This is a genomic window from Oceaniglobus indicus (assembly GCF_002751875.1).
Taxonomy (GTDB): domain Bacteria; phylum Pseudomonadota; class Alphaproteobacteria; order Rhodobacterales; family Rhodobacteraceae; genus Oceaniglobus; species Oceaniglobus indicus.
On the sequence record NZ_NMZM01000001.1, the window covers coordinates 183,749 to 206,122 of the forward strand.

24 protein-coding genes are annotated in these 22,374 nt (G+C 65.2%); 10 read left to right on the top strand and 14 right to left on the bottom strand.

Annotated features, from left to right (window positions below):
* From CFP68_RS00835 to pdxH, 3 genes are all read right to left on the bottom strand, one after another.
* On the bottom strand, positions 1 to 495 hold the full coding sequence (locus tag CFP68_RS00835; RefSeq protein WP_420915807.1) for a DUF192 domain-containing protein: 495 nt from the start codon (positions 493 to 495) through the stop codon (positions 1 to 3).
* A complete protein-coding gene (locus tag CFP68_RS00840) occupies positions 492 to 1,043 on the bottom strand; it encodes a cold-shock protein (RefSeq protein WP_169961440.1) in 552 nt (183 codons plus the stop codon). Before CFP68_RS00840 ends, CFP68_RS00835 begins: the two co-directional genes overlap by 4 nt.
* A 152-nt stretch (positions 1,044 to 1,195) precedes the next feature.
* Entirely contained in the window at positions 1,196 to 1,813 is a 618-nt protein-coding gene (gene pdxH / locus CFP68_RS00845; RefSeq protein WP_099823476.1) for a pyridoxamine 5'-phosphate oxidase, read from the bottom strand.
* Positions 1,814 to 1,906: 93 nt separating this feature from the next.
* On the opposite strand from pdxH, the gene fabI reads away from it, so the two are divergent.
* Entirely contained in the window at positions 1,907 to 2,713 is an 807-nt protein-coding gene (fabI, locus tag CFP68_RS00850; protein ID WP_099823479.1) for an enoyl-ACP reductase FabI, read from the top strand.
* 11 nt (positions 2,714 to 2,724) lie between these two features.
* Here the strand turns inward: fabI and CFP68_RS18030 are convergent, their stop codons facing one another.
* On the bottom strand, positions 2,725 to 2,868 hold the full coding sequence (locus CFP68_RS18030) for a hypothetical protein (protein ID WP_158234109.1): 144 nt from the start codon (positions 2,866 to 2,868) through the stop codon (positions 2,725 to 2,727).
* A 192-nt stretch (positions 2,869 to 3,060) separates the two neighbouring features.
* On the opposite strand from CFP68_RS18030, the gene gpt reads away from it, so the two are divergent.
* Both gpt and CFP68_RS00865 read left to right on the top strand, forming a co-directional pair.
* Positions 3,061 to 3,576: a xanthine phosphoribosyltransferase gene (gene gpt / locus CFP68_RS00860; protein ID WP_099823483.1), complete on the top strand. Its 516-nt coding sequence runs from the start codon at positions 3,061 to 3,063 to the stop codon at positions 3,574 to 3,576.
* Positions 3,577 to 3,749: 173 nt separating this feature from the next.
* On the top strand, positions 3,750 to 5,330 hold the full coding sequence (locus CFP68_RS00865) for a hypothetical protein (protein ID WP_145953372.1): 1,581 nt from the start codon (positions 3,750 to 3,752) through the stop codon (positions 5,328 to 5,330).
* A gap of 20 nt (positions 5,331 to 5,350) precedes the next feature.
* Here CFP68_RS00865 and CFP68_RS00870 read toward each other — a convergent pair whose 3' ends face one another.
* Entirely contained in the window at positions 5,351 to 6,460 is a 1,110-nt protein-coding gene (locus CFP68_RS00870) for an anhydro-N-acetylmuramic acid kinase (protein ID WP_099823487.1), read from the bottom strand.
* A 66-nt stretch (positions 6,461 to 6,526) separates the two neighbouring features.
* Between CFP68_RS00870 and tyrS the strand changes: the two genes are divergently transcribed.
* From tyrS to lexA, 5 genes are all read left to right on the top strand, one after another.
* Positions 6,527 to 7,780: a tyrosine--tRNA ligase gene (gene tyrS, locus CFP68_RS00875; protein ID WP_099824148.1), complete on the top strand. Its 1,254-nt coding sequence runs from the start codon at positions 6,527 to 6,529 to the stop codon at positions 7,778 to 7,780.
* An 85-nt stretch (positions 7,781 to 7,865) separates the two neighbouring features.
* Positions 7,866 to 8,672 carry an indole-3-glycerol phosphate synthase TrpC gene (gene trpC / locus CFP68_RS00880; RefSeq protein WP_099823489.1) on the top strand — a complete coding sequence of 269 codons (807 nt, stop codon included), beginning with the start codon at positions 7,866 to 7,868 and terminating at the stop codon, positions 8,670 to 8,672.
* A 4-nt stretch (positions 8,673 to 8,676) separates the two neighbouring features.
* Positions 8,677 to 9,150, top strand: coding sequence for a cyclic pyranopterin monophosphate synthase MoaC (gene moaC, locus CFP68_RS00885; protein ID WP_099823490.1), 474 nt, complete (start codon positions 8,677 to 8,679; stop codon positions 9,148 to 9,150).
* Positions 9,147 to 10,319, top strand: a complete 1,173-nt coding sequence (locus tag CFP68_RS00890; RefSeq protein WP_099823492.1) for a molybdopterin molybdotransferase MoeA — start codon at positions 9,147 to 9,149, stop codon at positions 10,317 to 10,319. The genes moaC and CFP68_RS00890 overlap by 4 nt, the downstream gene beginning before the upstream one ends.
* 120 nt (positions 10,320 to 10,439) lie before the next feature.
* The gene (lexA, locus tag CFP68_RS00895; protein WP_099823495.1) at positions 10,440 to 11,129 is read left to right on the top strand and encodes a transcriptional repressor LexA; all 690 of its coding nucleotides are present in this window, start codon (positions 10,440 to 10,442) and stop codon (positions 11,127 to 11,129) included.
* Positions 11,130 to 11,249: 120 nt separating this feature from the next.
* Here lexA and CFP68_RS00900 read toward each other — a convergent pair whose 3' ends face one another.
* On the bottom strand, positions 11,250 to 13,268 hold the full coding sequence (locus tag CFP68_RS00900; RefSeq protein ID WP_241523900.1) for a ComEC/Rec2 family competence protein: 2,019 nt from the start codon (positions 13,266 to 13,268) through the stop codon (positions 11,250 to 11,252).
* A gap of 94 nt (positions 13,269 to 13,362) precedes the next feature.
* On the opposite strand from CFP68_RS00900, the gene gltX reads away from it, so the two are divergent.
* Positions 13,363 to 14,766 (top strand): glutamate--tRNA ligase, encoded by a 1,404-nt coding sequence (gene gltX / locus CFP68_RS00905; RefSeq protein ID WP_099823499.1) that lies wholly within the window; start codon positions 13,363 to 13,365, stop codon positions 14,764 to 14,766.
* 79 nt (positions 14,767 to 14,845) lie between these two features.
* Positions 14,846 to 16,141 (top strand): citrate synthase, encoded by a 1,296-nt coding sequence (locus CFP68_RS00910; RefSeq protein ID WP_099823501.1) that lies wholly within the window; start codon positions 14,846 to 14,848, stop codon positions 16,139 to 16,141.
* Positions 16,142 to 16,237: 96 nt separating this feature from the next.
* Here the strand turns inward: CFP68_RS00910 and CFP68_RS00915 are convergent, their stop codons facing one another.
* The 8 genes from CFP68_RS00915 to CFP68_RS00950 form a co-directional block, all read right to left on the bottom strand.
* Positions 16,238 to 17,014, bottom strand: coding sequence for an enoyl-CoA hydratase-related protein (locus CFP68_RS00915; RefSeq protein WP_099823503.1), 777 nt, complete (start codon positions 17,012 to 17,014; stop codon positions 16,238 to 16,240).
* 68 nt (positions 17,015 to 17,082) lie between these two features.
* The gene (locus CFP68_RS00920) at positions 17,083 to 17,535 is read right to left on the bottom strand and encodes a cytochrome c-type biogenesis protein (protein WP_099823505.1); all 453 of its coding nucleotides are present in this window, start codon (positions 17,533 to 17,535) and stop codon (positions 17,083 to 17,085) included.
* Positions 17,532 to 19,502 (bottom strand): heme lyase CcmF/NrfE family subunit, encoded by a 1,971-nt coding sequence (locus CFP68_RS00925; RefSeq protein WP_099823507.1) that lies wholly within the window; start codon positions 19,500 to 19,502, stop codon positions 17,532 to 17,534. The genes CFP68_RS00920 and CFP68_RS00925 overlap by 4 nt, the downstream gene beginning before the upstream one ends.
* A 70-nt stretch (positions 19,503 to 19,572) precedes the next feature.
* On the bottom strand, positions 19,573 to 19,779 hold the full coding sequence (locus CFP68_RS00930) for a hemolysin XhlA family protein (RefSeq protein WP_099823509.1): 207 nt from the start codon (positions 19,777 to 19,779) through the stop codon (positions 19,573 to 19,575).
* Positions 19,772 to 20,371, bottom strand: a complete 600-nt coding sequence (locus tag CFP68_RS00935; protein ID WP_099823512.1) for a holin family protein — start codon at positions 20,369 to 20,371, stop codon at positions 19,772 to 19,774. The genes CFP68_RS00930 and CFP68_RS00935 overlap by 8 nt, the downstream gene beginning before the upstream one ends.
* Complete coding sequence (locus CFP68_RS00940; protein WP_099823514.1) at positions 20,362 to 20,973, bottom strand: holin-associated N-acetylmuramidase; 612 nt, start codon at positions 20,971 to 20,973, stop codon at positions 20,362 to 20,364. The genes CFP68_RS00935 and CFP68_RS00940 overlap by 10 nt, the downstream gene beginning before the upstream one ends.
* A gap of 51 nt (positions 20,974 to 21,024) precedes the next feature.
* A complete protein-coding gene (ccmE, locus tag CFP68_RS00945; protein WP_099823516.1) occupies positions 21,025 to 21,483 on the bottom strand; it encodes a cytochrome c maturation protein CcmE in 459 nt (152 codons plus the stop codon).
* A 60-nt stretch (positions 21,484 to 21,543) separates the two neighbouring features.
* Positions 21,544 to 22,356 (bottom strand): glutamate racemase, encoded by an 813-nt coding sequence (locus CFP68_RS00950; protein WP_099823518.1) that lies wholly within the window; start codon positions 22,354 to 22,356, stop codon positions 21,544 to 21,546.
* Positions 22,357 to 22,374: the final 18 nt, after the last annotated feature.

A 22,374-nucleotide genomic window follows, 5' to 3' on the forward strand; every position in this document is an offset into this window, starting at 1 on the left:
TCATTCCGGCGGGCAAGGCCACGCGGCTGCATCCTGCGGCACGTCGGGATGGCGCAGCTCGGTGCCCGGCGCGATGCCGTAAACCTCGGACAGGCCGCCGTTGATTTCCAGCACCAGCAGGATGTCGTCACCCCCCGCGATCGGCGTTTCATCCAGCGGGCGCGCGTTGACGTGCACCTTCTGGACGGTGCCGGTGCGATCCAGAAAGATCATGTCCAGCGGGATCAGGGTGTTGCGCATCCAGAACGAAGCCGCCCGGGGTTCGGGATAGACGAACAGCATTCCGGCACCGCGCGCCATCTTTTCGCGGTGCATCAGACCTTGCGCGCGTTCCGCATCGTCATCGGCCACCTCGACCGCGAAACGCGCCTTGCCCCAGTCTCCGCGCAATTCCGCGACATCCGCGCGGCAGGCTGCGGCAACCGGCGCGCCGATCAACGACAGCGCAAGCGCGTATCGCAGCATCCGGCCGAACCGCCCTTGAACCGCAGTCATGAAGGCGATTGATCCGTCTGCGCCGCCGTGTCCCATATGCCGATCTCCGTCGCAAGCTTGCCACGCGCGCCGTCCGCTACGCGGATCGCGATGGCTTCGCCGGCCTGTAAATCCGCCAATCCGCCGCGACGCAAGACCTCGATATGCACGAAGATGTCCTCGGAGCTGCCGAACACATTGGCAAATCCAAATCCCTTGACCTTGTCGAACCACTTGATGCGGGCCGGCTGGGGCGGGCCACCGACCAGGCCGGGATCGAAGAAATCGCACTTGCGCCCGTTTTCAGCGCCCTCATCGCCCTGCATCTGGGGGGTCGGGGCCTCGATCGACAGAACTTCGACCGCCTGTATTCCGCGCTGGGTTTGCTGCACCCGGATACGAACCCGGGCGCCGTCCGCCACGGAACTCTGGCCGAAATTGCGCAGCACATTCGCGTGAAGCAGAATGTCCGCGCCACCATCGTCCGCCACTACGAACCCGAATCCCTTTCCTGGATCGAACCACTTGACGTGTCCGTCGGTGGTTTCCAGTGTCTCGCCTTGGTCCAACCGCTTCCCTGCAAGCGCCGATTTCCCCGGCGCCTCCTTTCCTTTCCCGCCCGACCGTTCTGACCGAACCGCGTTTCTCTTGACTTATCAAGGATCGCGTAAACGATCCAGATAAAACGCGCAACGCAAAGCCGTTTTCGGGGAGGTGGGATTCAGGGATACAGGCGTCGCGTCTGCCATTTTCCCTGTGTCTCGTCGGGCAACCAGCGTTCACGGTCATGCAGGCGGAACGCGCCGTCGTGCCAGAACTCGAACGAGACGGGGCGAATCCGATAGCCACCCCAGAACGGCGGACGCGGCGGTGAATCGCCGAACTTCTCGCGCGCCGCCTCGACGCCGTCGATCAGGGTCTGGCGATCGTCCAGTGGGCGCGACTGTGCCGATGCCCAGGCCCCCAGCCGGCTGTCCAGCGGGCGCGAGTTATAATATTCGTCGGCCAGCGCGCCGTCCTCGCGGCTGACGTGCCCGCGCACCCGCACCTGGCGGCGCAGCGTTTTCCAATGCATCACGAACGACGCCACACCCGTTGCGTCGATCTCGCGGCCCTTGTCGCCTTCATAATTGGTATAGAACACGAAGGCGTCGGCCTCGATCTCTTTCAGCAGCACGACGCGCACGTTCGGCATCCCGTCGGGATCCACGGTGGCAAGCGCGATGGCATTGGGATCGTTGGGTTCCGTCGCCGCCGCCTCGTCCATCCACGCCTGCGCCAGCGCAAAGGGATCGGTCGCGCCGAAGATGCTTTCGGTGGGGGTGGTCGTGTCGCTCATGGTGTGGTTTCCGCCTGTCGTTGCCGCACTTGCCGATGAGTCGACAATGGCCTAAACGAAATCGGAATGTAAGATCGCACGAGGGCAAACCACATGACGAACCAGTTGCTGGCGGGCAAGCGCGGACTGATCATGGGGCTGGCCAATGACAAGTCCATCGCCTGGGGCGTCGCCAAGGCCTGCGGCGATGCGGGGGCCGATCTTTGCTTTTCCTACCAAGGTGAATCCCTGCTGAAACGGGTCACGCCGCTTGCGGCCGAGGTCGGATCGGATTTCATCCTGCCTTGCGACGTCGGCAACGCGGCTTCGATGGATGCGCTGTTCGCCGAGATCAAGCAACGCTGGGGCGGTCTGGATTTCGTGGTTCACGCCATCGGGTTCTCGGACAAGACCGAATTGCGCGGCCGCTATGTCGACACCAGCCGCGAAAATTTCCGCATGTCGATGGACATCTCGGTCTATTCCTTCACCGCCGTCATGCAGCGCGCCGAAAAGCTGATGAAGCCGGGCGCCTCGGCGCTGACCCTCACCTATTACGGCGCCGAAAAGGTCATGCCGCATTACAACGTCATGGGTGTCGCCAAGGCCGCACTGGAAGCGTCGGTGAAATACCTGGCCGAGGATCTGGGCCGCGACGGCATCCGCGTGAACGCGATTTCCGCCGGCCCGATCAAGACGCTTGCCGCGTCGGGGATCGGCGACTTCCGCTATATCATGAAGTGGAACGAGTATAACTCGCCCCTGCGCCGCAACGTCACCCAGGAAGAGGTCGGCAAGGCGGCGCTGTTCCTTCTGTCCGACCTTGGGTCGGGCACGACCGGCGAAAACCTGCACGTCGATGCCGGCTATCACGTCGTCGGAATGAAGGCGGTGGATTCGCCGGACATCACGAAAACCTGAACGCCTGACGCTCAGGGTCGGTGATGCCTGCGGTTGCTCACCCGGATGCGTTGGGTCTGGGCGCCGACGGTGGCCTTCGCCGCCACGCTCCAGCCGACGATGGCACAGGTTGCGCCGATTGCGCTCAGGGCTTGGATCACACTGCTCATGTCCATGGCTCTTCTCCTTGTTCACCGGACAGGTAAATACCGCCGCGCGCTTTTCAACACGGGCCGGCCGGCACGGATCGGTGACGTCGCGGCGCAATCGCGCCAGGTCACATTCGGCGCGGCCTGATTTTCGCGCCTTTCCATCATCGTCCCGGCTCGTTAGAAATCGCCACACCGTGCAACACCCGAGGGCCCACCATGAACACCACCCGAGACGAGAGCCGCCTGCCCCACGAAAAAGGCTTTCACATCAGTTGGGACCAGATCCATCGCGACAGCCGCGCCCTGGCGTGGCGGCTGGATGGGCAGGGTCCGCAGGACATGGGCTGGCGTGCGGTGGTCGCGATCACCCGCGGTGGCATGGCACCCGCCATGATCGTCAGCCGCGAGTTGGACATCCGCACCGTCGACACCATTTCCGTCAAATCCTACGATCACCAGAGCCAATCCGAAGCCCGCGTCCTGAAATCGCCGGATCACGAGCTGATGGGCGACGGGACCGGCATCCTGATCGTCGATGACCTGGTGGATTCGGGCCGCACCCTTGAACTGGTGCGCGCGCTCTATCCCAAGGCCCATTACGCCGCGGTCTATGCCAAACCCAAGGGCCGCCCCATGGTCGACACCTTCATCACCGAGGTCAGCCAGGACACGTGGATCTTCTTCCCATGGGACATGGCCCTGCAATACGTCGAACCCTATCGCGGGATCTGAGGCGGCAATCACGCCCAACCCGCAGTCGGGATCACAAACGAACACCCTGCATCCTTGATGCGCGACGCGGAAACCACGGGCCGGCGAAAGCGCGCCCGTCACGCATGAAACTTTTCCCGTTCATGCCAGAAAACTGCCTTATTGGCGCCTGAACAGGCTGAAAATCCTTGGCCATGACAGCCATTGATCCTTCCAGCCCGACCCGCCCGCTTGACATGGACCGCGCCGTGATCGCCGGTAGCGCCATCGTCTTCCTGTCCCTTTGCGCGCTGTTCTGGCCGTTTGTGGCCGACGATGCCTATATCGTCGGACGTTATGCGCAGAACGCGGCCGCAGGCCACGGTCTTGTCTATAACGTGGGCGAGCAGGTCTCGGCTTTGACCTCGCCCCTGCACGCGCTGCTCGAGGCGGCATTGGCCTATTGCGGGCTCGATCCCGTCGCAGCCTACCGCATTATCGCACCGGGGCTGGTGCTTGCGGGTTGGCTTGCGGCCATCCGCGAGACCGGCTTGCGTGGGCCGGCGCTTTTGGTGTTCACCACACTTTCGCTGTTTTCGCCGTTTCTCGCACTTTGGACGGTCGGTGGCCTGGAAACGCCGATACTGGCGTTTCTCTGCACGCTGTTCGTGTCGCGACTGGTGGTGATGAGCCGGAACGGAGCCGCGGAAACCCGCGACTTCATCCTGTTGGGGGTGCTCGGCGCGCTCATGTTCCTGACCCGCCATGACAGTATCCTGGTGACGACACCGATCCTGCTGGCGATCGTCTTGGTCGAATACCGCCGTCCGGCACTTTGGGTTGCCGCGGCGCTCAGCATCGCTCTGGCGTCCGCCTGGCTGTTGTTTTCGGCGCTCTATTACGGCGATATCTTCCCGACGTCCTACTACCTCAAGTTCGCGCTCGGCGGCCGCCCCCCGATCGACAGCCTTTCGGCGCTTTTGAACTTCGTGCTGCTTTCGGGCCTGATCGCCGTCATATTTTTCGCCCGTGCCCCGGCCTTGGGTGACCGGCCACCGCTGTCTCGTGCCCTTCTTAGGGGCGCCGCTTTCAGTGCCGTCCTTTTCCTGCTCTATGCTAGCCGCGCATCCGGTCAGCACATGATGTTCGGATATCGGTTGTTCGTGCCCTACCTCATGGGCGCTGCCCTCGTTCTGTCGCTGTCCCTGGGCAACGCGCCGCGGGTTCTTCCCGTGCTGATGGTGGGTTGGCAGACGGTGATCATCGCCGTGGTGACATTCGCCGGCACGAACCCGGCACCGTTGACGCGTTTGCCGTTCTTGAACGCGGCTTACGCGGAATACGAATTCATCACGCCAGCGACGTTCGGTCGGCATATGGCTATCCTGCAGAACGATGCCAGCGCTATTGCCGCCCATTGGGCCGCGAACGGAAACTCCCAACGCCCCACGATCTACCTGCGATCGGGCGGCACCGGGTATTTCCTGCCTGAATTCTACGTTTACGAAGCCCTCGTATCCTATCGCCACGGATGCGGTGTTTCGATGCGCGAATCGGTTCTCGCCGCGAATTACATGCAACAGCTCGGATTCAGCAAATCCGGAACTTTCGTTCAGGATACCGGCCGCTCACGCCCCGACATCGCGGATGACGCGCCGCTGCTTTTCGCCACGACGATGGATTGGATGGGTCAACACGTGACCGGATATCTGTTCGGCCCCGACCCGACACCGCTGCACCTTGGCGCCCGGATCGGATCGGGCTGCCATGCCGGGGCTGGCGAAAGCCACAGCTGAGCACGGCCGCGCGCGCCGCCTCACCCCTGCGGCACGCTTACGACGCCGCCGCCTATGGCCGCCGAGACACCGGTGGTCGACGGACAGGACGTCGGCAAGCCCCGTGCCACGCGCACCGCGAGGTGGCCGAAGGCCTGCGCCTCCAGCATGTCACCGTCCAGCCCGGCCTCCTCGACCGGGCCGACCGGACAGCCGAGCGTGGCGCGCAGCATGTCCATCACCACCGGATTGTGCCGCCCGCCGCCGGTGACCAGAATACGGGCCGGGGGCCTTGGACAATGTTCCATCCCGGCGGCCACGCTCAGGGCGATGGCAGCCGTCAGGGTCGCCGCGCCGTCCGCATCCGAAAGAGGTGCGACGGCATCCGCCAGCCACGCAAAATCGTTCCTGTCCAGAGATTTGGGTGGCATTCTGCGGAAATACCCCTGTCCCATGAGCCGCTCAAGTACCGCAGCGTCCGGATCGCCCCGGGCGGCCAGGTCGCCAGCGTCATCAAACGCAAGCTCCCGTCGCAGGCCCATGAAATCGTTCAGCGGCGCATTGGCCGGACCGGTGTCGAAGGCGACGCAGGCCCCCGGCAACTCGGGCCGCGCAACCGCCGGATCGACCCAGGTCAGGTTGCCGACCCCGCCGAGGTTCAGAAACGCCAGCGGCGCATCGGCCCCGATCCAGCGCGTACAGGCGAAATGATAGAACGGCGCCAGCGGCGCCCCCTCGCCGCCCATCTCGACATCGGCCGTGCGAAAGTCCCAGACCACCGGCACGCCCAGCACCTGCGCCAACACGCGGCCATCGCCCACCTGCCGTGTGCCGCGGCCGCGCGGCTCGTGGGCCAGGGTCTGGCCGTGGAACCCGACGATGTCGATGCCGTCGAAGCCCGACAGAACCTCGGCGTGGGCGGCCTCGATGATCTCGATGGCGGCCTCGGATCCATCCCAGGCGCCCAGGGCCGCCTTCAGCACCGCGCGTTCCGCGTCGGAATACGCGCGATACCGGGTGTCGCCGAAGCCGAAGATGGTCTCGCCATCGCTCAGCACCATGGCCGCGTCGACACCGTCCAGCGACGTGCCCGACATCGCGCCAAGCGCCCAGACCGGGCCGCGCGCCAATGCCGCCTTCAGATCCGCCATGCTCTTTCCCTTCACGTCCCACCCCGATATAGACGCCACCATGCGCCAAGAGTGGACGATGAACAGATGACCTACCACCCGAAATCCGATTTTCTGCACGTGATGATCTCGCGTGGCTTTCTCGCCGATTGCACCGACCTGCAAGCGCTCGACGATGCCATGCTCGCGGGGGTTGTGCCGACCTATATCGGCTATGATGCGACGGCGAAGTCGCTGCATGTCGGGCATCTGCTGAACATCATGATGCTGCGCTGGTTGCAGAAGACGGGGCACAAGCCGATCACCCTGATGGGCGGCGGCACCACCAAGGTGGGCGATCCCAGTTTCCGCGCCGACGAACGCCCGCTTCTGGACGCCGCCGCCATCGACGGCAACATCGACGGCATGAAGCAGGTCTTCGCGAAATACCTGACCTACGGCGACGGCGCGACCGATGCGCTGATGCTGAACAACGCCGAGTGGCTGGACAATCTGAACTACCTCGACTTCCTGCGCGACATCGGGCGGCATTTCTCGGTCAACCGGATGCTGGCCTTCGAATCGGTCAAATCCCGTCTCGACCGCGAACAATCCCTCAGCTTTCTCGAATTCAACTACATGATCCTCCAGGCCTATGACTTCCTCGAGCTGAACCGCCGCTATGGCTGCGTGTTGCAGATGGGCGGGTCGGACCAGTGGGGCAACATCATCAACGGCATCGACCTGACGCGCCGGGTGCTGGATCACCAGATCTTCGGGCTGACCTCGCCGCTGCTCACCACCTCGGACGGGCGCAAGATGGGCAAGTCGGCCGACGGGGCCGTCTGGCTGAACGCCGACATGCGTTCGCCCTATGAATTCTGGCAGTTCTGGCGCAACACCACCGACGCCGATGTCGGCCGCTTCGCCCGCCTCTATACCGAACTGCCGCTGGACGAATGCGATCGTCTGGGCGCGCTGCAAGGGTCCGAGATCAACGCCGCCAAAATTATCCTCGCCAACGAGATCACGACCCTGTGTCACGGCGCCGACGCGGCCCGCACGGCCGAGGAAACGGCCCGCGAGGTGTTCGAGAAGGGCGGCATGGGCGACGACCTGCCGACCCTGACGCTGGCGCGGGCCGAAGCCGATCCCGGCATCTCTATCGTCCAGCTCCTCGTGCGCGCGGGCCTTGCGAAAACCGGCAAGGAGGCCAAGCGCCTGATTGCCGAAAACGGCGCCCGGCTGAACGATGAACCGCTGACCGACGCGGGCCTGATGCTCGACACGGCACAGCTTCAGTCCCCGGTCAAGCTTAGCGCCGGCAAGAAGCGCCACGCCCTCGTGACACTTGCATCCTGACCTTCTTACTGATCGAAATACTCCGGGGGACGGCGCCTGCGCCGGGGGGCAGCGCCCCCGCCCCGGCCGCCACAGGAGATCCCCGATGACAGTGCTGGACCGCATCAAGGCCTACAAGCTGGACGAGATCGAAACCCGCAAGGCCGCCCGCCCGCTGGCCGAGGTCGAGGTCGCGGCACGCACCGCGTCGGCGCCGCGTGGTTTTGCGGCCGCCCTGCGGCGCGACATGCGAACGGGTTACGGCCTCATTACCGAGATCAAGAAGGCCAGCCCGTCCAAGGGTCTGATCCGCGCCGATTTCGATCCGCCCGCCCTGGCCCGGGCCTATGAGGAAGGTGGCGCCACCTGCCTGTCGGTGCTGACCGACGGGCCGTCCTTCCAGGGCGACGACAGCTTCCTGATCGCCGCGCGCGACGCGACATCGCTGCCGGTGCTGCGCAAGGATTTCATGTATGACCCCTATCAGGTGGCCGAGGCGCGGGCGCTGGGCGCCGATTGCATCCTGATCATCCTTGCCACCGTGACCGACGCGCAGGCGGCCGAACTGGAAGCCGCGGCCGGCGAATGGGGCATGGACGTGCTGCTCGAGGTGCACGACGAAGAAGAACTCGAACGCGCCCACCTGTTGTCGTCACCGCTGATGGGCATCAACAACCGGGATCTGAAAACCTTCGAGACCTCTCTCGACACCTCGCGCAACCTGTCGCGCCGGGTGGCGCAGGATCGCGTGATCGTCGCGGAATCGGGGTTGTCCACGCCCGAGGATCTGGCCGATCTGGCGCGCTATGGCGCGCGCTGTTTCCTGATCGGCGAATCGCTGATGCGCCAGGATGACGTCACCGCGGCAACCCGCGCGTTGCTGGCCGATCCCCTGACCGCGCCGGGACGCTGAACCGATGGCCCTGACCCATTTCGACGCCGAGGGCCACGCCCACATGGTGGATGTCTCGGCCAAGCCGGCCACCGCCCGCATCGCCACCGCCACGGGTCATGTCCGCATGCATCTCGACACGTTGGCCCTGATCGTTCAGGGGCGGGCCAAAAAGGGTGATGTCCTGGGCGTCGCGCGGCTGGCCGGCATCATGGGCGCCAAGCGCACGGCCGATCTGATCCCGCTCTGCCATCCGCTGCCCGTGACCTCGGTATCGCTGGACCTGACGCCGGACGACGATCTGCCCGGCATCCAGGTCAGTGCCACCGTGAAGACCACCGGCCAGACCGGCGTCGAGATGGAGGCGTTGACCGCCGTCTCGACCGCCTGCCTGACCGTCTATGACATGGTCAAGGCGGTCGACAAGATGATGGAAATCGGCGCGATCCACGTCACCCTCAAGGACGGCGGCAAGACCGGCCGCTTCACTGCACCATGATTTCGGTCGACGACGCGCTGGCCAGGGTGTTCGACCTGATCACGCCGCTCGACACCGAAACCGTTCCGCTGCGCCACGCGGCGGGTCGGGTTCTGGCCGAACCGGTGCGTGCATCGCGCGCGCAACCGCCGTTCGATGCTTCGGCCATGGACGGGTATGCCATCGACGGCGGCGCCGCGCGGCCCGGTGCCCGGTTCGACGTGATCGGTGAAAACGCCGCCGGTCACGTGTCGGATCTGGCGGTGGGCTCGGGTCAGGCCCTGCGCATCTTCACCGGTGCGCCGCTTCCGCGGGGCGCTGATCGCGTCATCATCCAGGAGGACGTGACCCGCGAGGGTAATCGCATCACGTTGGGCCAGTCGCTGGACGGTGGGCCGCACATCCGTCCCGCCGGCGCCGATTTTCCGGCCGGTCATGAACATTTCCCGGGCGCCCGGCTGAGCGCCTCGGATCTCGTGCTGATCGCGGCGATGAACGTGCCCGAGGTCAAAGTGCGCCGCCGACCCGAGGTCGCGCTGATCGCGACGGGCGATGAATTGGTGATGCCGGGCGAAACGCCCCGTGCCGACCAGATCACGGCATCCAACATCTTCGGGTTGGCGGCGATGGTCGATGCCGCGGGCGGCCTGGCCCGCATCCTGCCCATCGCCCGCGACACCGAGGCCGCGCTGGGATCGGTGTTCGACATGGCCGCCGGCAGCGATCTGATCGTGACCATCGGCGGTGCCTCGGTGGGCGATCACGATCTGGTCGGCAAGGTCGCGGCCAACCGCGGGCTTGAGCGTGCGTTCTACAAAATCGCCATGCGCCCCGGCAAACCGCTGATGGCCGGGCGGCTGGACGGGGTTCCGATGCTGGGCCTGCCCGGCAATCCCGTCTCGGCCATGGTGTGCGGTCACGTTTTCCTCTTGCCCGCCGTGCGGGCCATGCTGGATCTGGGCCGTGCCCCCGCCCCCCGCGCGATGGCGCCGCTGGCGCAGGCGCTGGACGCGAACGGCGCGCGCGAACACTACATGCGCGCCACCCTGCGCGCCGGATCGCTGCATGTCGCCAACAGTCAGGACAGCGCGCTGACCGGGATTCTCGCCGCCTCGAACGCCCTGATCCTGCGGCCGCCGAACGACCCGCCGCGCGCCGCCCGGGAAACCGTCACCTATCTCGCGATCTGATCGGATGTAGTGTTCGGGCCTGGATATTCCCAAACTCTTGACACAAAGCAAGAACATCCCTAGAACACCAAGGGAACGCTTGGCGACACTTCGCTTTCATTCCTCCGGGGGGATTATCCATTGCTTACGCGCAAACAGTTGGAACTGCTCGATTTCATCAACAAACGGGTGCAACGCGATGGTGTGCCGCCCTCGTTCGATGAAATGAAGGATGCGCTGGATCTGCGGTCGAAATCGGGCATCCATCGCCTGATCACCGCACTTGAGGAACGTGGATTCATCCGCCGCCTCGCGCACCGCGCCCGCGCGCTGGAGATCGTCAAGCTTCCCGACGCCATGGAAACCGCCGGGTTCAACCCCAAGGTCATCAACGGCGACAGGCCGGATCAGGCGCGCCCCAACCGGGCCCTGGATGTTCAGGTGCATGCCGTGGAACTTCCGGTGATGGGCCAGATCGCGGCCGGTGTCCCGATCGAGGCGATCAACCACGAATCTCACCGCGTTGCCGTTCCCGGCGCCATGGTCGGCGGCAAGGGCAACCACTATGCGCTGGAGGTGCGAGGCGATTCGATGATCGACGCGGGCATCAACGATGGCGATGTCGTCGTAATCCGCGAGGTGAACACGGCAGAATCAGGCGATATCGTCGTCGCCTTGGTCGAGGATCAGGAAGCCACCCTGAAACGGTTCCGCCGCAACGGCAGCTCGATCGCGCTCGAGGCCGCCAATCCCGCCTATGAGACACGGGTTTACCGCGACGATCAGGTCAAGGTTCAGGGGCGCCTGGTGGGCCTGATCCGAACCTACTGACCGTTGGGTCCGGGGACTGCCGCCACGATGAATGGTCCGGGCATTTCCGGTCGTTCCCGAGAAACGTGAGTGGTGCACTCCGCTTGGCCGCTTCCCACCAGCTCGGGATAAACGCCGGCTCTATCGGTTCCAGGGCCTTTCACCCAACTCCGACCGCGTCGCGACACGGCGCAGCGTTTGGCCGCTGACAACGAAGGCCAGGCCACCGGTCTCGCGAAGGATCCGTGCATCGATCACCTCGCAGCCGGTCGGCGGATCCGTTTCGTTGACGGCGGCCAGGATGACAAGGTTTGCCCCTTGGCAGGCCTCGCCCAGGCGTTGCGCCGCGCCCCGACCGCTCAGGTGGCTGACGTGCAGATCGCCGATCCGCAGGCGCGACAGACTGCCCAGGCTCTCAAACCCGGGCCGTTCGGCGGCCTCTTCCTGTACCGGAAGATCGCCGTCGTTCTCCAGCCAGCTTCGGGCGACGAAGCCATCGCCGCGAGGCTTGTTCAAGGCGCGGCCCTCGGGCGTCATGACGCCGATCAACTTGCCGCTGGGCGATACCAGCAAGGCCGGGCGTTCCGTCTGGACCCAGAATATCAGCCCCAGAGCCACTGGTGCCACACCCGCCAGCCGGCCCCAACCGCGCCACAGGATCAGCCAGAGCGCGCCAAGCGCCATCAGCGGCAGCACGACCGCCTGGGGTGCGACGACATGGCCCAACGCCCCGGGGCGCGTTGCGATCCAGTGTGCCACGCCCAAGATCCACCGGATCGCCGGGTCCATCACCGCCAGCCCGATCCAGTCCAGACCGAACGGCGCGAGGACCGCAGCAAGGATGGCCCCGGGCATCACAACACTGCCCATCAAGGGCACGGAAACCAGGTTGGCCAACAGGCCGAAATGCGACACCATGTTGAAATGTGCCGCCGCGATGGGCGCCGTGGCAGCACCCGCCACCGCGGACGAGATGACGACCGCCATCACCGGGCGCAGAACCTTCGGCATCCTGCGTCCGTCAAATCCGTTCAGAATCCGGAATACGCCAACCAGAGCGGTGGTTGCGGCGAACGACATCTGGAAACCGGGCTCCGTCAGGCTTTCCGGGCGCAGCATCAGCACGATGATCGCGGCGACCGCCACAGCGCGCAGGGTCAGCGCGCGACGGTCCAGCAGGACCGCAACGAACATCACCGCCACCATGATGAAGGCCCGTTGCGTGGCGACGTTGCCGCCCGACAGCATCAGGTAAAGCGCCCCCGCCATCAGCGCCGCGATCGCGGCGATCTTCTTGAGCGGCCACACCAGGGCGACGGCGGGAAACAGCGCCAGCACCCCCCGGACGCCACCGAAGATCAGGCTGCATAAAAGCCCCATGTGCAGGCCCGAGATCGCCAACAGATGGGCCAGGTTGGACGCGCGCAGATCGGCCAGCGTCTCTTGCGACATGGCGGACCGGTCGCCGGTCGTGATCGCGGCAGCGAAAGCACCGACTTCACCGGGCAAATGCGCGCGTACGCGCGCGGAAATGGCCATCCGCCACCGCGCCACGTCCACGAACCCGCCGGCCGGTTCGACCGCCAGAAGCGGACTTCGGGCATAGCCAACGGCGCCGAGTCCGCGAAACCACGCCATGCGCTGGAAATCGAAACCGCCCGGCTCGACCGGGCCGTCGGGCGCGGACAGGTGCGCCGTCACCATCACGGTCTTTCCCGGCTGCGGAACGGTGCCCGAATGGTCGCCATGGAGCGAGATGCGCACAAGGCCGGGCGTGCGCGCGGGATCGGTGTCATCCAGCACCACATCGGCCAAGGTCAGGCGCACGGCATCGCTGGCCGAGCGGTCCATCGCCACGATCCTTCCCTGCACCGGCCCGTAATAGCGGAAGGCAAGCACGGTGTCGCCCACGCTCCAGCAGCGCAGGCCGGCCACCAGCACGCCAACCCCGACCAGGACGATCGCCACGACGACAGGATGACGGGCCGGCCCGCGCCAGAGCAGTCCGGCGGTGGCAACGGCGACCCCGCCCGCGAGCGCGGCCCAGACCGGCGCCGCAGGTTCGCCGGGCAGCAGGAAATAGAAACCGATGCCGATCCCGAGGCAGACGGGAACCCATGGAAACAGCGCGCCGCGCTGACCATCGATGACCGATGCCATATACCGCCACGGCGCCACTCTTGTTCTCGCCCCCGCCATTGTCTAGACCGCCCTTGACCCTAGCCACACCACGGTTTCCAGAAAGTTAACGCCCATGCCCCAGCCCGTTGTCACCCGCTTTGCGCCTTCGCCCACGGGGTATCTGCACATCGGCGGCGCACGCACGGCGTTGTTCAACTGGCTTTATGCCAAGGCCGAGGGCGGAACGTTCCTTCTTCGGATCGAGGATACCGATCTGGCCCGTTCGGACGCCGATGCCACCGCGGCAATTTTTCAGGGGTTGCGGTGGCTTGGACTTGAGTGGGACGGCGACGCGGTCAGCCAGTCGGCCAACCGTCCGCGCCATATCGAGGTCGCGCAGCAGATGCTGGCCGCCGGCACCGCCTACAAGTGTTTCGCCACGCCGGAAGAGATCGAGACCGCGCGCGAAGCCGCGCGGGCCGAGGGACGCTCGACACTCTATCGCTCGCCCTGGCGCGACGCCGATCCGGCGACCCATCCTGACGCCTCCTTCGCCATTCGCGTCAAGGCCCCGCTGGATGGCACCACCGTTATCGCGGACCGCGTGCAGGGTGACGTGACGATCCGCAACGATCAGCTGGACGACATGATCGTCCTGCGCTCGGACGGCACGCCCACCTATATGCTGGCGGTCGTCGTGGACGACCACGACATGGGCGTGACCCACGTGATCCGGGGGGACGATCACCTGAACAATGCCGCGCGCCAGATGCTGGTATACCGCGCGATGGGTTGGGACGTGCCGGTCTGGGCGCACATCCCGCTGATTCACGGCGAGGACGGCAAGAAGCTGTCCAAGCGTCACGGCGCGTTGGGTGTGCATGAATACCAGGCCCAAGGATACCCGGCCGCGGCCATGCGCAATTACCTTGCACGGTTGGGCTGGGGCCATGGCAACGACGAGGTGTTCACGACCGAGCAGGCCATCTCGTGGTTCGGGCTCGAGGGAATCGGCAAGGCGCCGGCGCGCCTGGACGCCAAGAAGCTGGCCCATCTGTCGGGCCAGCATATCGCGATGATGGACGACGCCGCGCTGGTGTCCGAGATTGCCGAATATCTGCAGGTGGCCGGCCTGCCGGCGCTTGCCGAAGATCAGGCGCGGGATTTGGAAAATGCGATGTATTGTCTCAAGGACCGTGCCAAGTCTTTTCCCGATATCCTTGAAAAGGCGCATTTTTGTCTGACGTCACGTCCGATCGAGCCGGATTCGAAGGCCGCCAAACTGCTGGACGAGGCGGCGCGCCAAAGGCTGGGTGAATTGACGCCGCATCTGCAAGACGCTATTTGGACACGCGATGATCTGGAGAACAGGATCGCCGCGTTTGCAGAACAGCAGGGCGTAGGTCTGGGAAAGCTCGCTCAACCCTTGCGTGCCGTTCTTGCCGGACGTACCGCGACACCCAGCGTGTTCGACATGATGCTCGTCATTGGACGCGAGGAAACTCTTGCCCGATTGGCGGATTTTACCAGCGCGTGATGGGCCGATCCGGGTCGTCCGCGTCAACAACAGATGAACCCGCCATGGGCGGGAACACCCCGACAAGGAAGGATTCGCAATGGCAGACACCTCGAAAACCGCGACGCTGACGTTCGGCGACAAGAGCATCGAATTGCCGGTGCTCGAGGGCACCGCCGGTCCGAACGTGATCGACATCCGCAAGCTCTATGGTCAGGGCGGTGTCTTCACCTACGATCCCGGTTTCACGTCCACCGCCGCCTGCGACAGCGAAATCACTTACATCGACGGTGACGAGGGCATCCTGCTGCACCGCGGCTATCCCATCGACCAGCTGGCGGAAAAGTCGCATTTCCTCGAGGTGTGCTACCTGCTGCTCTACGGCGAACTGCCGACCGGCGAGCAGATCGAAAAGTTCGAGCATCTGGTGACCAATCACACCATGATCCACGAACAGATGCACTATTTCTTCCGTGGATTCCGGCGCGATGCGCATCCGATGGCAACCATGGTGGGTGTGGTCGGCGCGATGTCGGCGTTCTATCACGACAGCACCGATATCAGCGACGAACACCAGCGCGAGGTCGCATCGATCCGCCTGATCGCCAAGATGCCGACGATCGCCGCCATGGCCTATAAATACTCGATCGGTCAGCCCTTCGTTTATCCGCGCAACGATCTGGATTACGCGTCGAACTTCCTTCGGATGTGCTTTTCCGTCCCGGCCGAGGAATACCAGGTCAACCCGATCCTCAGCCGTGCGATGGACCGGATCTTCACGCTGCATGCGGATCACGAACAGAATGCCTCGACCTCGACCGTCCGGCTGGCCTCGTCATCGGGTGCCAACCCCTTCGCCTGCATTGCGGCCGGCATCGCCTGTCTGTGGGGTCCGGCCCACGGCGGCGCCAACCAGGCCTGCCTGGAAATGCTGCGCGAAATCGGGACGGTTGACCGCATTCCCGAATACATCGCCCGCGCCAAGGACAAGAACGATCCGTTCCGCCTGATGGGCTTTGGCCACCGCGTCTACAAGAACTTCGATCCGCGTGCGACGGTGATGAAGAAGTCGGCCGACGAAGTGCTGGAGCTGATGGGGATCGAGAACAACCCCACCCTTCAGGTGGCCAAGGAGCTGGAACGCCTGGCGCTGGAAGATCCGTATTTCGCGGAAAAGAAGCTGTATCCGAACGTCGATTTCTACTCGGGCATCATCCTGGACGCCATGGGATTCCCCACATCCATGTTCACGCCGATCTTCGCGCTGGCGCGCACCGTCGGCTGGATCTCGCAGTGGAAGGAACAGATCTCCGACCCGCAGCTGAAAATCGGCCGCCCGCGCCAGTTGTACCAGGGCCCGACCCAGCGCGACTATGTCGACGTCGAGAACCGCTGAGTCCCGGACGGTTCCGACGATCCCCGGCAATCGAACGGGCCCCGGACAATGTCCGGGGCCTGTTGCGTCTTACGCCATGGATGACAGGTTCCGCCCCTAGTGCCCTTCGTATTTCGCCGGACGCTTTTCGAGGAACGCCATCACCCCTTCGCGGAAATCGTGCGACGTGCCGCAATCGCCCTGCAACCGCGCCTCAAGCGCCAGTTGATCGTCCAGCGTGTTGTCGAAACTGCCGCGGAGGGCAGCCTTGATGTGGCGATAGGCCAGCGTCGGGCCCTGGGCCAGTTTCAGCGCGCGGTCGTGCCAGTGATTGGCGAAATCGGCGTCGGCCACCGCCTCCCAGATCATGCCCCAGTCGGCGGCCTCGCGCGCACTGATCGGTTCCGCGAACAGCGCGGCACCCATGGCCTTGGCCGCACCCATCTGGCGTGGCAGCCAATAGGTTCCGCCGGCATCGGGGATCAACCCGATCCGCGTGAACGCCTGAAGGAACACGGCGGATTCGCAAGCGATCACCACGTCACACGCCAGCGCCAGATTGGCCCCCGCTCCCGCGGCCGCGCCATTCACGGCACAGATCGTCGGGATCGGACAGTCGAAGATCGCCTTCAGCATCGGCACGTATTCTTCGCGCAGCGTGCGTTCCAGATCCATGGTGGCCGCGTTGCCGCCATCGCCCAGATCCTGGCCCGAACAGAACGCGCGCCCTTCGCCGGTCATCACCAGAACGCGGGCGCGGGTTGCCGCATCCTTGACGGCGTGCAGGATCTCGGCGCGCATCGCTGTGTTCAGCGCGTTCATCACCTGCGGGCGGTTCAACGTCAGTGTGGCAATGTCGTTCTCGACGGTCAGGCGGATCGTGTCATAGTGCATCGGGGTTCCTTTCGCGGCCTGCCCCGACCATGGCGCGCGCGGTCCGCTGCGCAAAGAGGAACGCTCCGTCACCGGCCCAATATGCGGTCCAACCTTGCCTGTTCGTCCGCACTCAGCGGCTGTTCGGGCGGCAGCCGGCGGCGGCGGCGCAGATAGAGGGCGGCGACGGCACCCGCCCCCAAAAGCATCGTCGGACCCGCCAGCCACAGGATCAGGGTCGATCCATTCGCGGGCGGGTTCAGCAGCACGTATTCGCCATAGCGATCGACCACGAAGGCGATCACCTGTTCGTCGGTATCGCCCGCCACCAGGCGTTCACGCACCAGCACACGCAGATCGGCGGCCAGCCCGGCATCGCTTTCGTCGATGTTCTCGTTCCGGCAGACAAGACAGCGCAGGTTCTGCGACAGATCGCGCGCCCGCGATTCCAGAACCGGATCGTCAAGCATCTCGTCCGGTTGAACGGCAAAAGCGGGTGGCGCCAACAGCACCGCGCACAGGATCAGCGCGCGCCCGGTCATTCCGCCGGCACCGCATCGGCGCGGCGGCGGCTGGCCCCCGCGGCCACCCGGTGGCGCCGGTCGGACAGCGACAGACCACCGCCAAGCGCCATGATGATGCAGCCGGCCCAGATCCAGTTGGCAAACGGCTTGATATACGTCCGCACGGCCCAGCCGCCCGCATCCTGAGGATCGCCGATCACCACGTAGAGATCGCGCCAGACACCGTTGGAAATGGCCGCTTCAGTGGTCGGCATGGCCTGAACGGGATAGAACCGTTTCTCGGGCGTCAGGCGCAGGGTGTTGCCGCCCCGCGTCAGCGCGATCGTGGCCAGCGTCGATTGGTAATTCGGCCCCTGCACCTCGCGCACGTCCTCGAGGGTGACGGTGTAGGCGCCGACCTCGAACGGTTCGCCCACCTGCGCGATGCGGATATCCTCGGTCTGCCAGGCGGTCATGGCACAGATGCCGAAGATCGTGATGGCAAAGCCGAAATGCGCGGTCGATTTGCCCCATTCGGCCCGCGGCAGGTGGATCAACCGGCGCGCCCGGCTGGCGAAATCGCCGCGCCCGGCCTTGACCCACAGATCGGCGATCACGCCGAAGGTCACCCAAAGTGTCAGGATCAGACCGACGGGGGCCAGAAACGCGCGCCCGGTCTGCATCGTCCAGACCAGCGCGCCGGCCGCAATGCTCAGCGCCAGCGCGCCCCAGAGCGGGCGCATGACCCGGCCGATCCGCGCCCGTTTCCATGGCATCAGCGCGCCCAGCGGCAGGATCATCGCCAGCGCCACCATGAACGGCGTGAACGCGGCGTTGAAGAACGGCGCCCCCACCGACAGCTTGCGCGCGAACAGAAGGTCCGCGATCAAGGGCCAGAGGGTGCCGACGAACACGACGAAACACGCCACGGTCAGCAGGATGTTGTTCGCCACCAGCGCGGATTCGCGGCTGAACGTGGAAAACACTCCCTTCGCCTCCATCGCGCTGGCGCGGGCGGCGAACAGCGTCAGCGCGCCGCCCATGAACACCGCCAGGATCAGCAGGATGAAGACCCCCCGCTCGGGATCATTGGCGAACGCGTGCACAGATGTCAGCACGCCCGAGCGCACGATAAACGTGCCGATCAGCGAAAATCCGAACGCCAGGATCGCCAGCAGGATGGTCCAGCTTTTCAGTGCCTCGCGCTTTTCCACCACGATGGCGGAATGCAGCAGCGCGGCCGAGATCAGCCACGGCATGAAGGATGCGTTCTCGACCGGATCCCAGAACCAGAAACCGCCCCAGCCCAGCTCGTAATAGGCCCACCACGATCCCAGCGCGATGCCGATGGTCAGGAAGATCCAGGCGGCCAGGGTCCAGGGCCGCACCCACCGGCCCCAGGCGGCATCGACCCGCCCTTCCAGAAGCGCGGCGACCGCGAAGGCAAAGGTCATGGAAAGACCGACATAGCCCAGATACAAAAACGGCGGATGAAACGCCAAACCCGGATCCTGCAACAACGGATTCAGATCCTGACCGTCGAACGGCGGCGTGCCAAGCCGCACAAACGGGTTCGAGGTGAACAGCAGGAACGCCAGGAACGCGACCCCGATGAATCCCTGCACCGCCAGCACGCGCGCGCGCAGGGTATCGGGCAGGTTGCCACCGAACCACGCGGCACAGGCGCCGAACACCGCAAGGATCAGGCACCACAGCAAAAGCGAACCCTCGTGATTGCCCCAGACCCCGGCCACCTTGTACAGCATCGGCTTCAGGGTGTGCGAGTTCTCGACAACAAGGCGCAAGGAGAAATCGGACGTCACGAAGGCATGCATCAGCGCACCGAAGGAAAACGCGACCAGCACCGCCTGGGCCTTGGCCGCGGGTTCGCCGGCCGCCATCCAGCCGGCCCATCTGTTGTGCGCACCGACAAGGGGCACGATCGTCTGCACAAGCGCGACCATCAGGGCGAGGATCAGCGCGAAATGTCCGAGTTCTGTAATCATGGGCGCACAGTAACCTGCGCGCGCATCGACGCCAATACGGGTTACGCAAACGTGCGTCGATGCCGCAGGATCAGCGCAGGCTCAGCCCTTCCTGCATTGCGAAGGCGAGGACCGACAGAACGATGGCGCCGATGATCAGGCGAACCAGCCATTTCAGCGTATCCTCGATCGCCGCAAGCCGCTTTTCGACGTTCAGGCGGTGCACTTCCTCGACCGCCTGACGGGTTTCGGTGGCGGTCAGACGGGCCTCGATGACATTGCGCCAGACGTCATCCATGGCCCGCGCGCCAGTCATCGAGGGCCGCATTGCCGTCCGGCGCGGCTCGGGGCCGGGGGGCGGCCCGCCGGGGCGGCGTGGAACGGCCGTTCGATGCAAGGTGTTCTTCCGGTTCATGGCCCCGCTCCTGTCGTATCCCGTCCAGTTCCTTCAACGCCTGGATCGCTTCGGGGGCGCGGACCATCGTCGTGGCGACATCGCGCTGAAACGCCTGCCCCTTGGCCTGGTGCCGTGCGCCGAAATAGAACGACACGATCGCCCCCAGAAGCCACCAAAGCGGTTCGGGCACCACCGACAGCCCCACCATGCGTTCGGCAAACCACAGCGGATCCCACATCGCCGCGCCGAACAGCCCGACGGTGCCCAGTGCCATGGCCGGGCGCGGAATGCGGTTGATGCCGTCCATGACGGAATCGAACCGGCCGGTGCGCGCACGCTGGAATTCGGCGGCGAATTGTGCCAGGGCGGCGGCGTTGAGGTCGGCATGGCGCTGGCTGGCGGCCTCGGCATTCTCGCGGAACACCTCGGCGGTTTCGACGATCACGTTGCGCTGTGAAAACAGCAAGCCCATCAGGCGGTCGATCAGTCCCATGCCGCGACCCTCCGGTCATGTTCGGCCCGGGTCAGGTGATAGCGTGGCGAGATGAACTCCTCGGCGCGCGTGATCCAGCCACCCTTGCCGCCATCGCGCCGGCGGGCGTATTTGCGCGACGCCGGCCGCCCATCGGCCAGTGCATAGTAGTAATTGCGCCGGGCGATGCCATAGGCGTCGGCCAGGTGGGCCGGTGCGGCCGCATTGGCCAGTGCCGCCGCCGCCGCCGTCTGGGGGCCGATGATCCCGTCCACCGCCACGCCTTGTCCCATGTCGGTCAGCAGGCGTTGCAGAATCCGCACCGCGTTGGCGCCGGCGTTGACATACATGTCGAACACGCTGGGCTGGAGCGTTTCGGGCAGATCCGAAATTCGCGGCCGGTCGAAGTAATGTTCAAGGAAGATCGCCCGCGCGTCGCCCCGGCTCAGCGCCCTGACATCCGCCACATCGATGTCGCCGTCGCCGTCGATATCACGGCGCAACCGGCGCAGCGTGCCGATCGTGACCCCGTGATTGGTCGCACCGCCCGGATCGTCGGGGTCGTTCACGAAACCGCCCTCGCGGGCGATTATCTGGTCTGCGATGGTCTGAACCGAAATCATCTGTGCGCCTTTCCTGCCCAAGTCGTCGGACGGAAAGATGCGCGTCAGAGGTTAAGAGGGCGGAACCTGATCGTCCGGCGCGACATAAGTGCCCTGTTCCTTCAGCGCGTCCACGACCTCTTTGGGCATATAGCTTTCGTCATGCTTGGCCAGGATCTCGGACGCCTCGAACACCCCGCCCACGTAGCGGCCGGTGCCCACCATACCCTGCCCCTCGGCGAACAGGTCGGGCAGAACCCCGGTATAGGCGACGCGAACGCTGGCCGCCCCGTCGGTCACGGCAAAGGTCACCGTTTCGCCCTGACCGCGCGTCAGCGTGCCATCCTCGACCAGACCGCCGATGCGAAACACCTCGCCCGGGGCTGGCGGATCGGCCATCACCTGGGCGGGCGCGCGGAAGAAGGCGATCCCGTCACGCATCGCATAGCCGATCAGCGCCGTGGACAGCGTCAGCGTCACCGCGGCAAGGGCGATGATCTGGATCCGGCGTTTCTTTTTCAGCCCCCTCATGGGTCGGGACTCCCTATATCGTGACCTCGAAGACGATCGTGCGCCCTGATACCACGGACATCATGCCGGGCGAAAGGTGACGGAACGGCGCAGGAACTGCGTCGCACGGGCCGAGACGCGAACCGGATCACCGGTCGTCAGAAACGCCGGCGCGCGCCCTGCCCCGATGCGTCCGGGATGACGCGTCAGGTAATCGGCCAGGCTTTCGGCCACCAGATCGGCCTGCGAATAGACCTGCACGTCGGGCCCCAGGGCACGGGCGAACGCATCGGCCATCAGCGGATAATGGGTGCATCCCAGGATCGCGGCCTCGGGGAACGGCATCTTGCGTTTCAGCGCCTCGACATGGCTTTGCACCAGCGCTTCGGCCAGGATCATGTCGCCGTCCTCGATGGCATCGACAAGGCCGCCGCAAGCCTGGGCCTCGACATCCACACCGATGGCGCGAAAGGCCAGCTCGCGCTGGAACGCGCGGCTGCGCACCGTGGCGGGGGTTGCGAACAGGGCGACGTTCTTCACTGCCACTTCGCGCGGCGGTGAATTGTCGCCCCACCTGCGTTCGGTCAGCGCCTCGATCAATGGCACGAACACGCCCAGCACGCGCTTGCCCTCGGGCAGCCACCCCTCCTGCATCCGCCGCAAGGCCGCCGCGCTGGCGGTGTTGCAGGCGAGAATCACGAGGTCACAGTCATTGTCGAACAAGGTCTGGGTCGCGGCACAGGTCAGATCATACACATCGTCGGGATCGCGCACACCGTAAGGCGCATGGGCGTTGTCCCCGAGGTACACGAACGGGATATCGGGAAGGCGGCGCGCCACCGCATCCAGAACCGTCAGCCCGCCCAGTCCCGAATCGAATATGCCGACCGCCATGACAGCTCCTGTTATTGT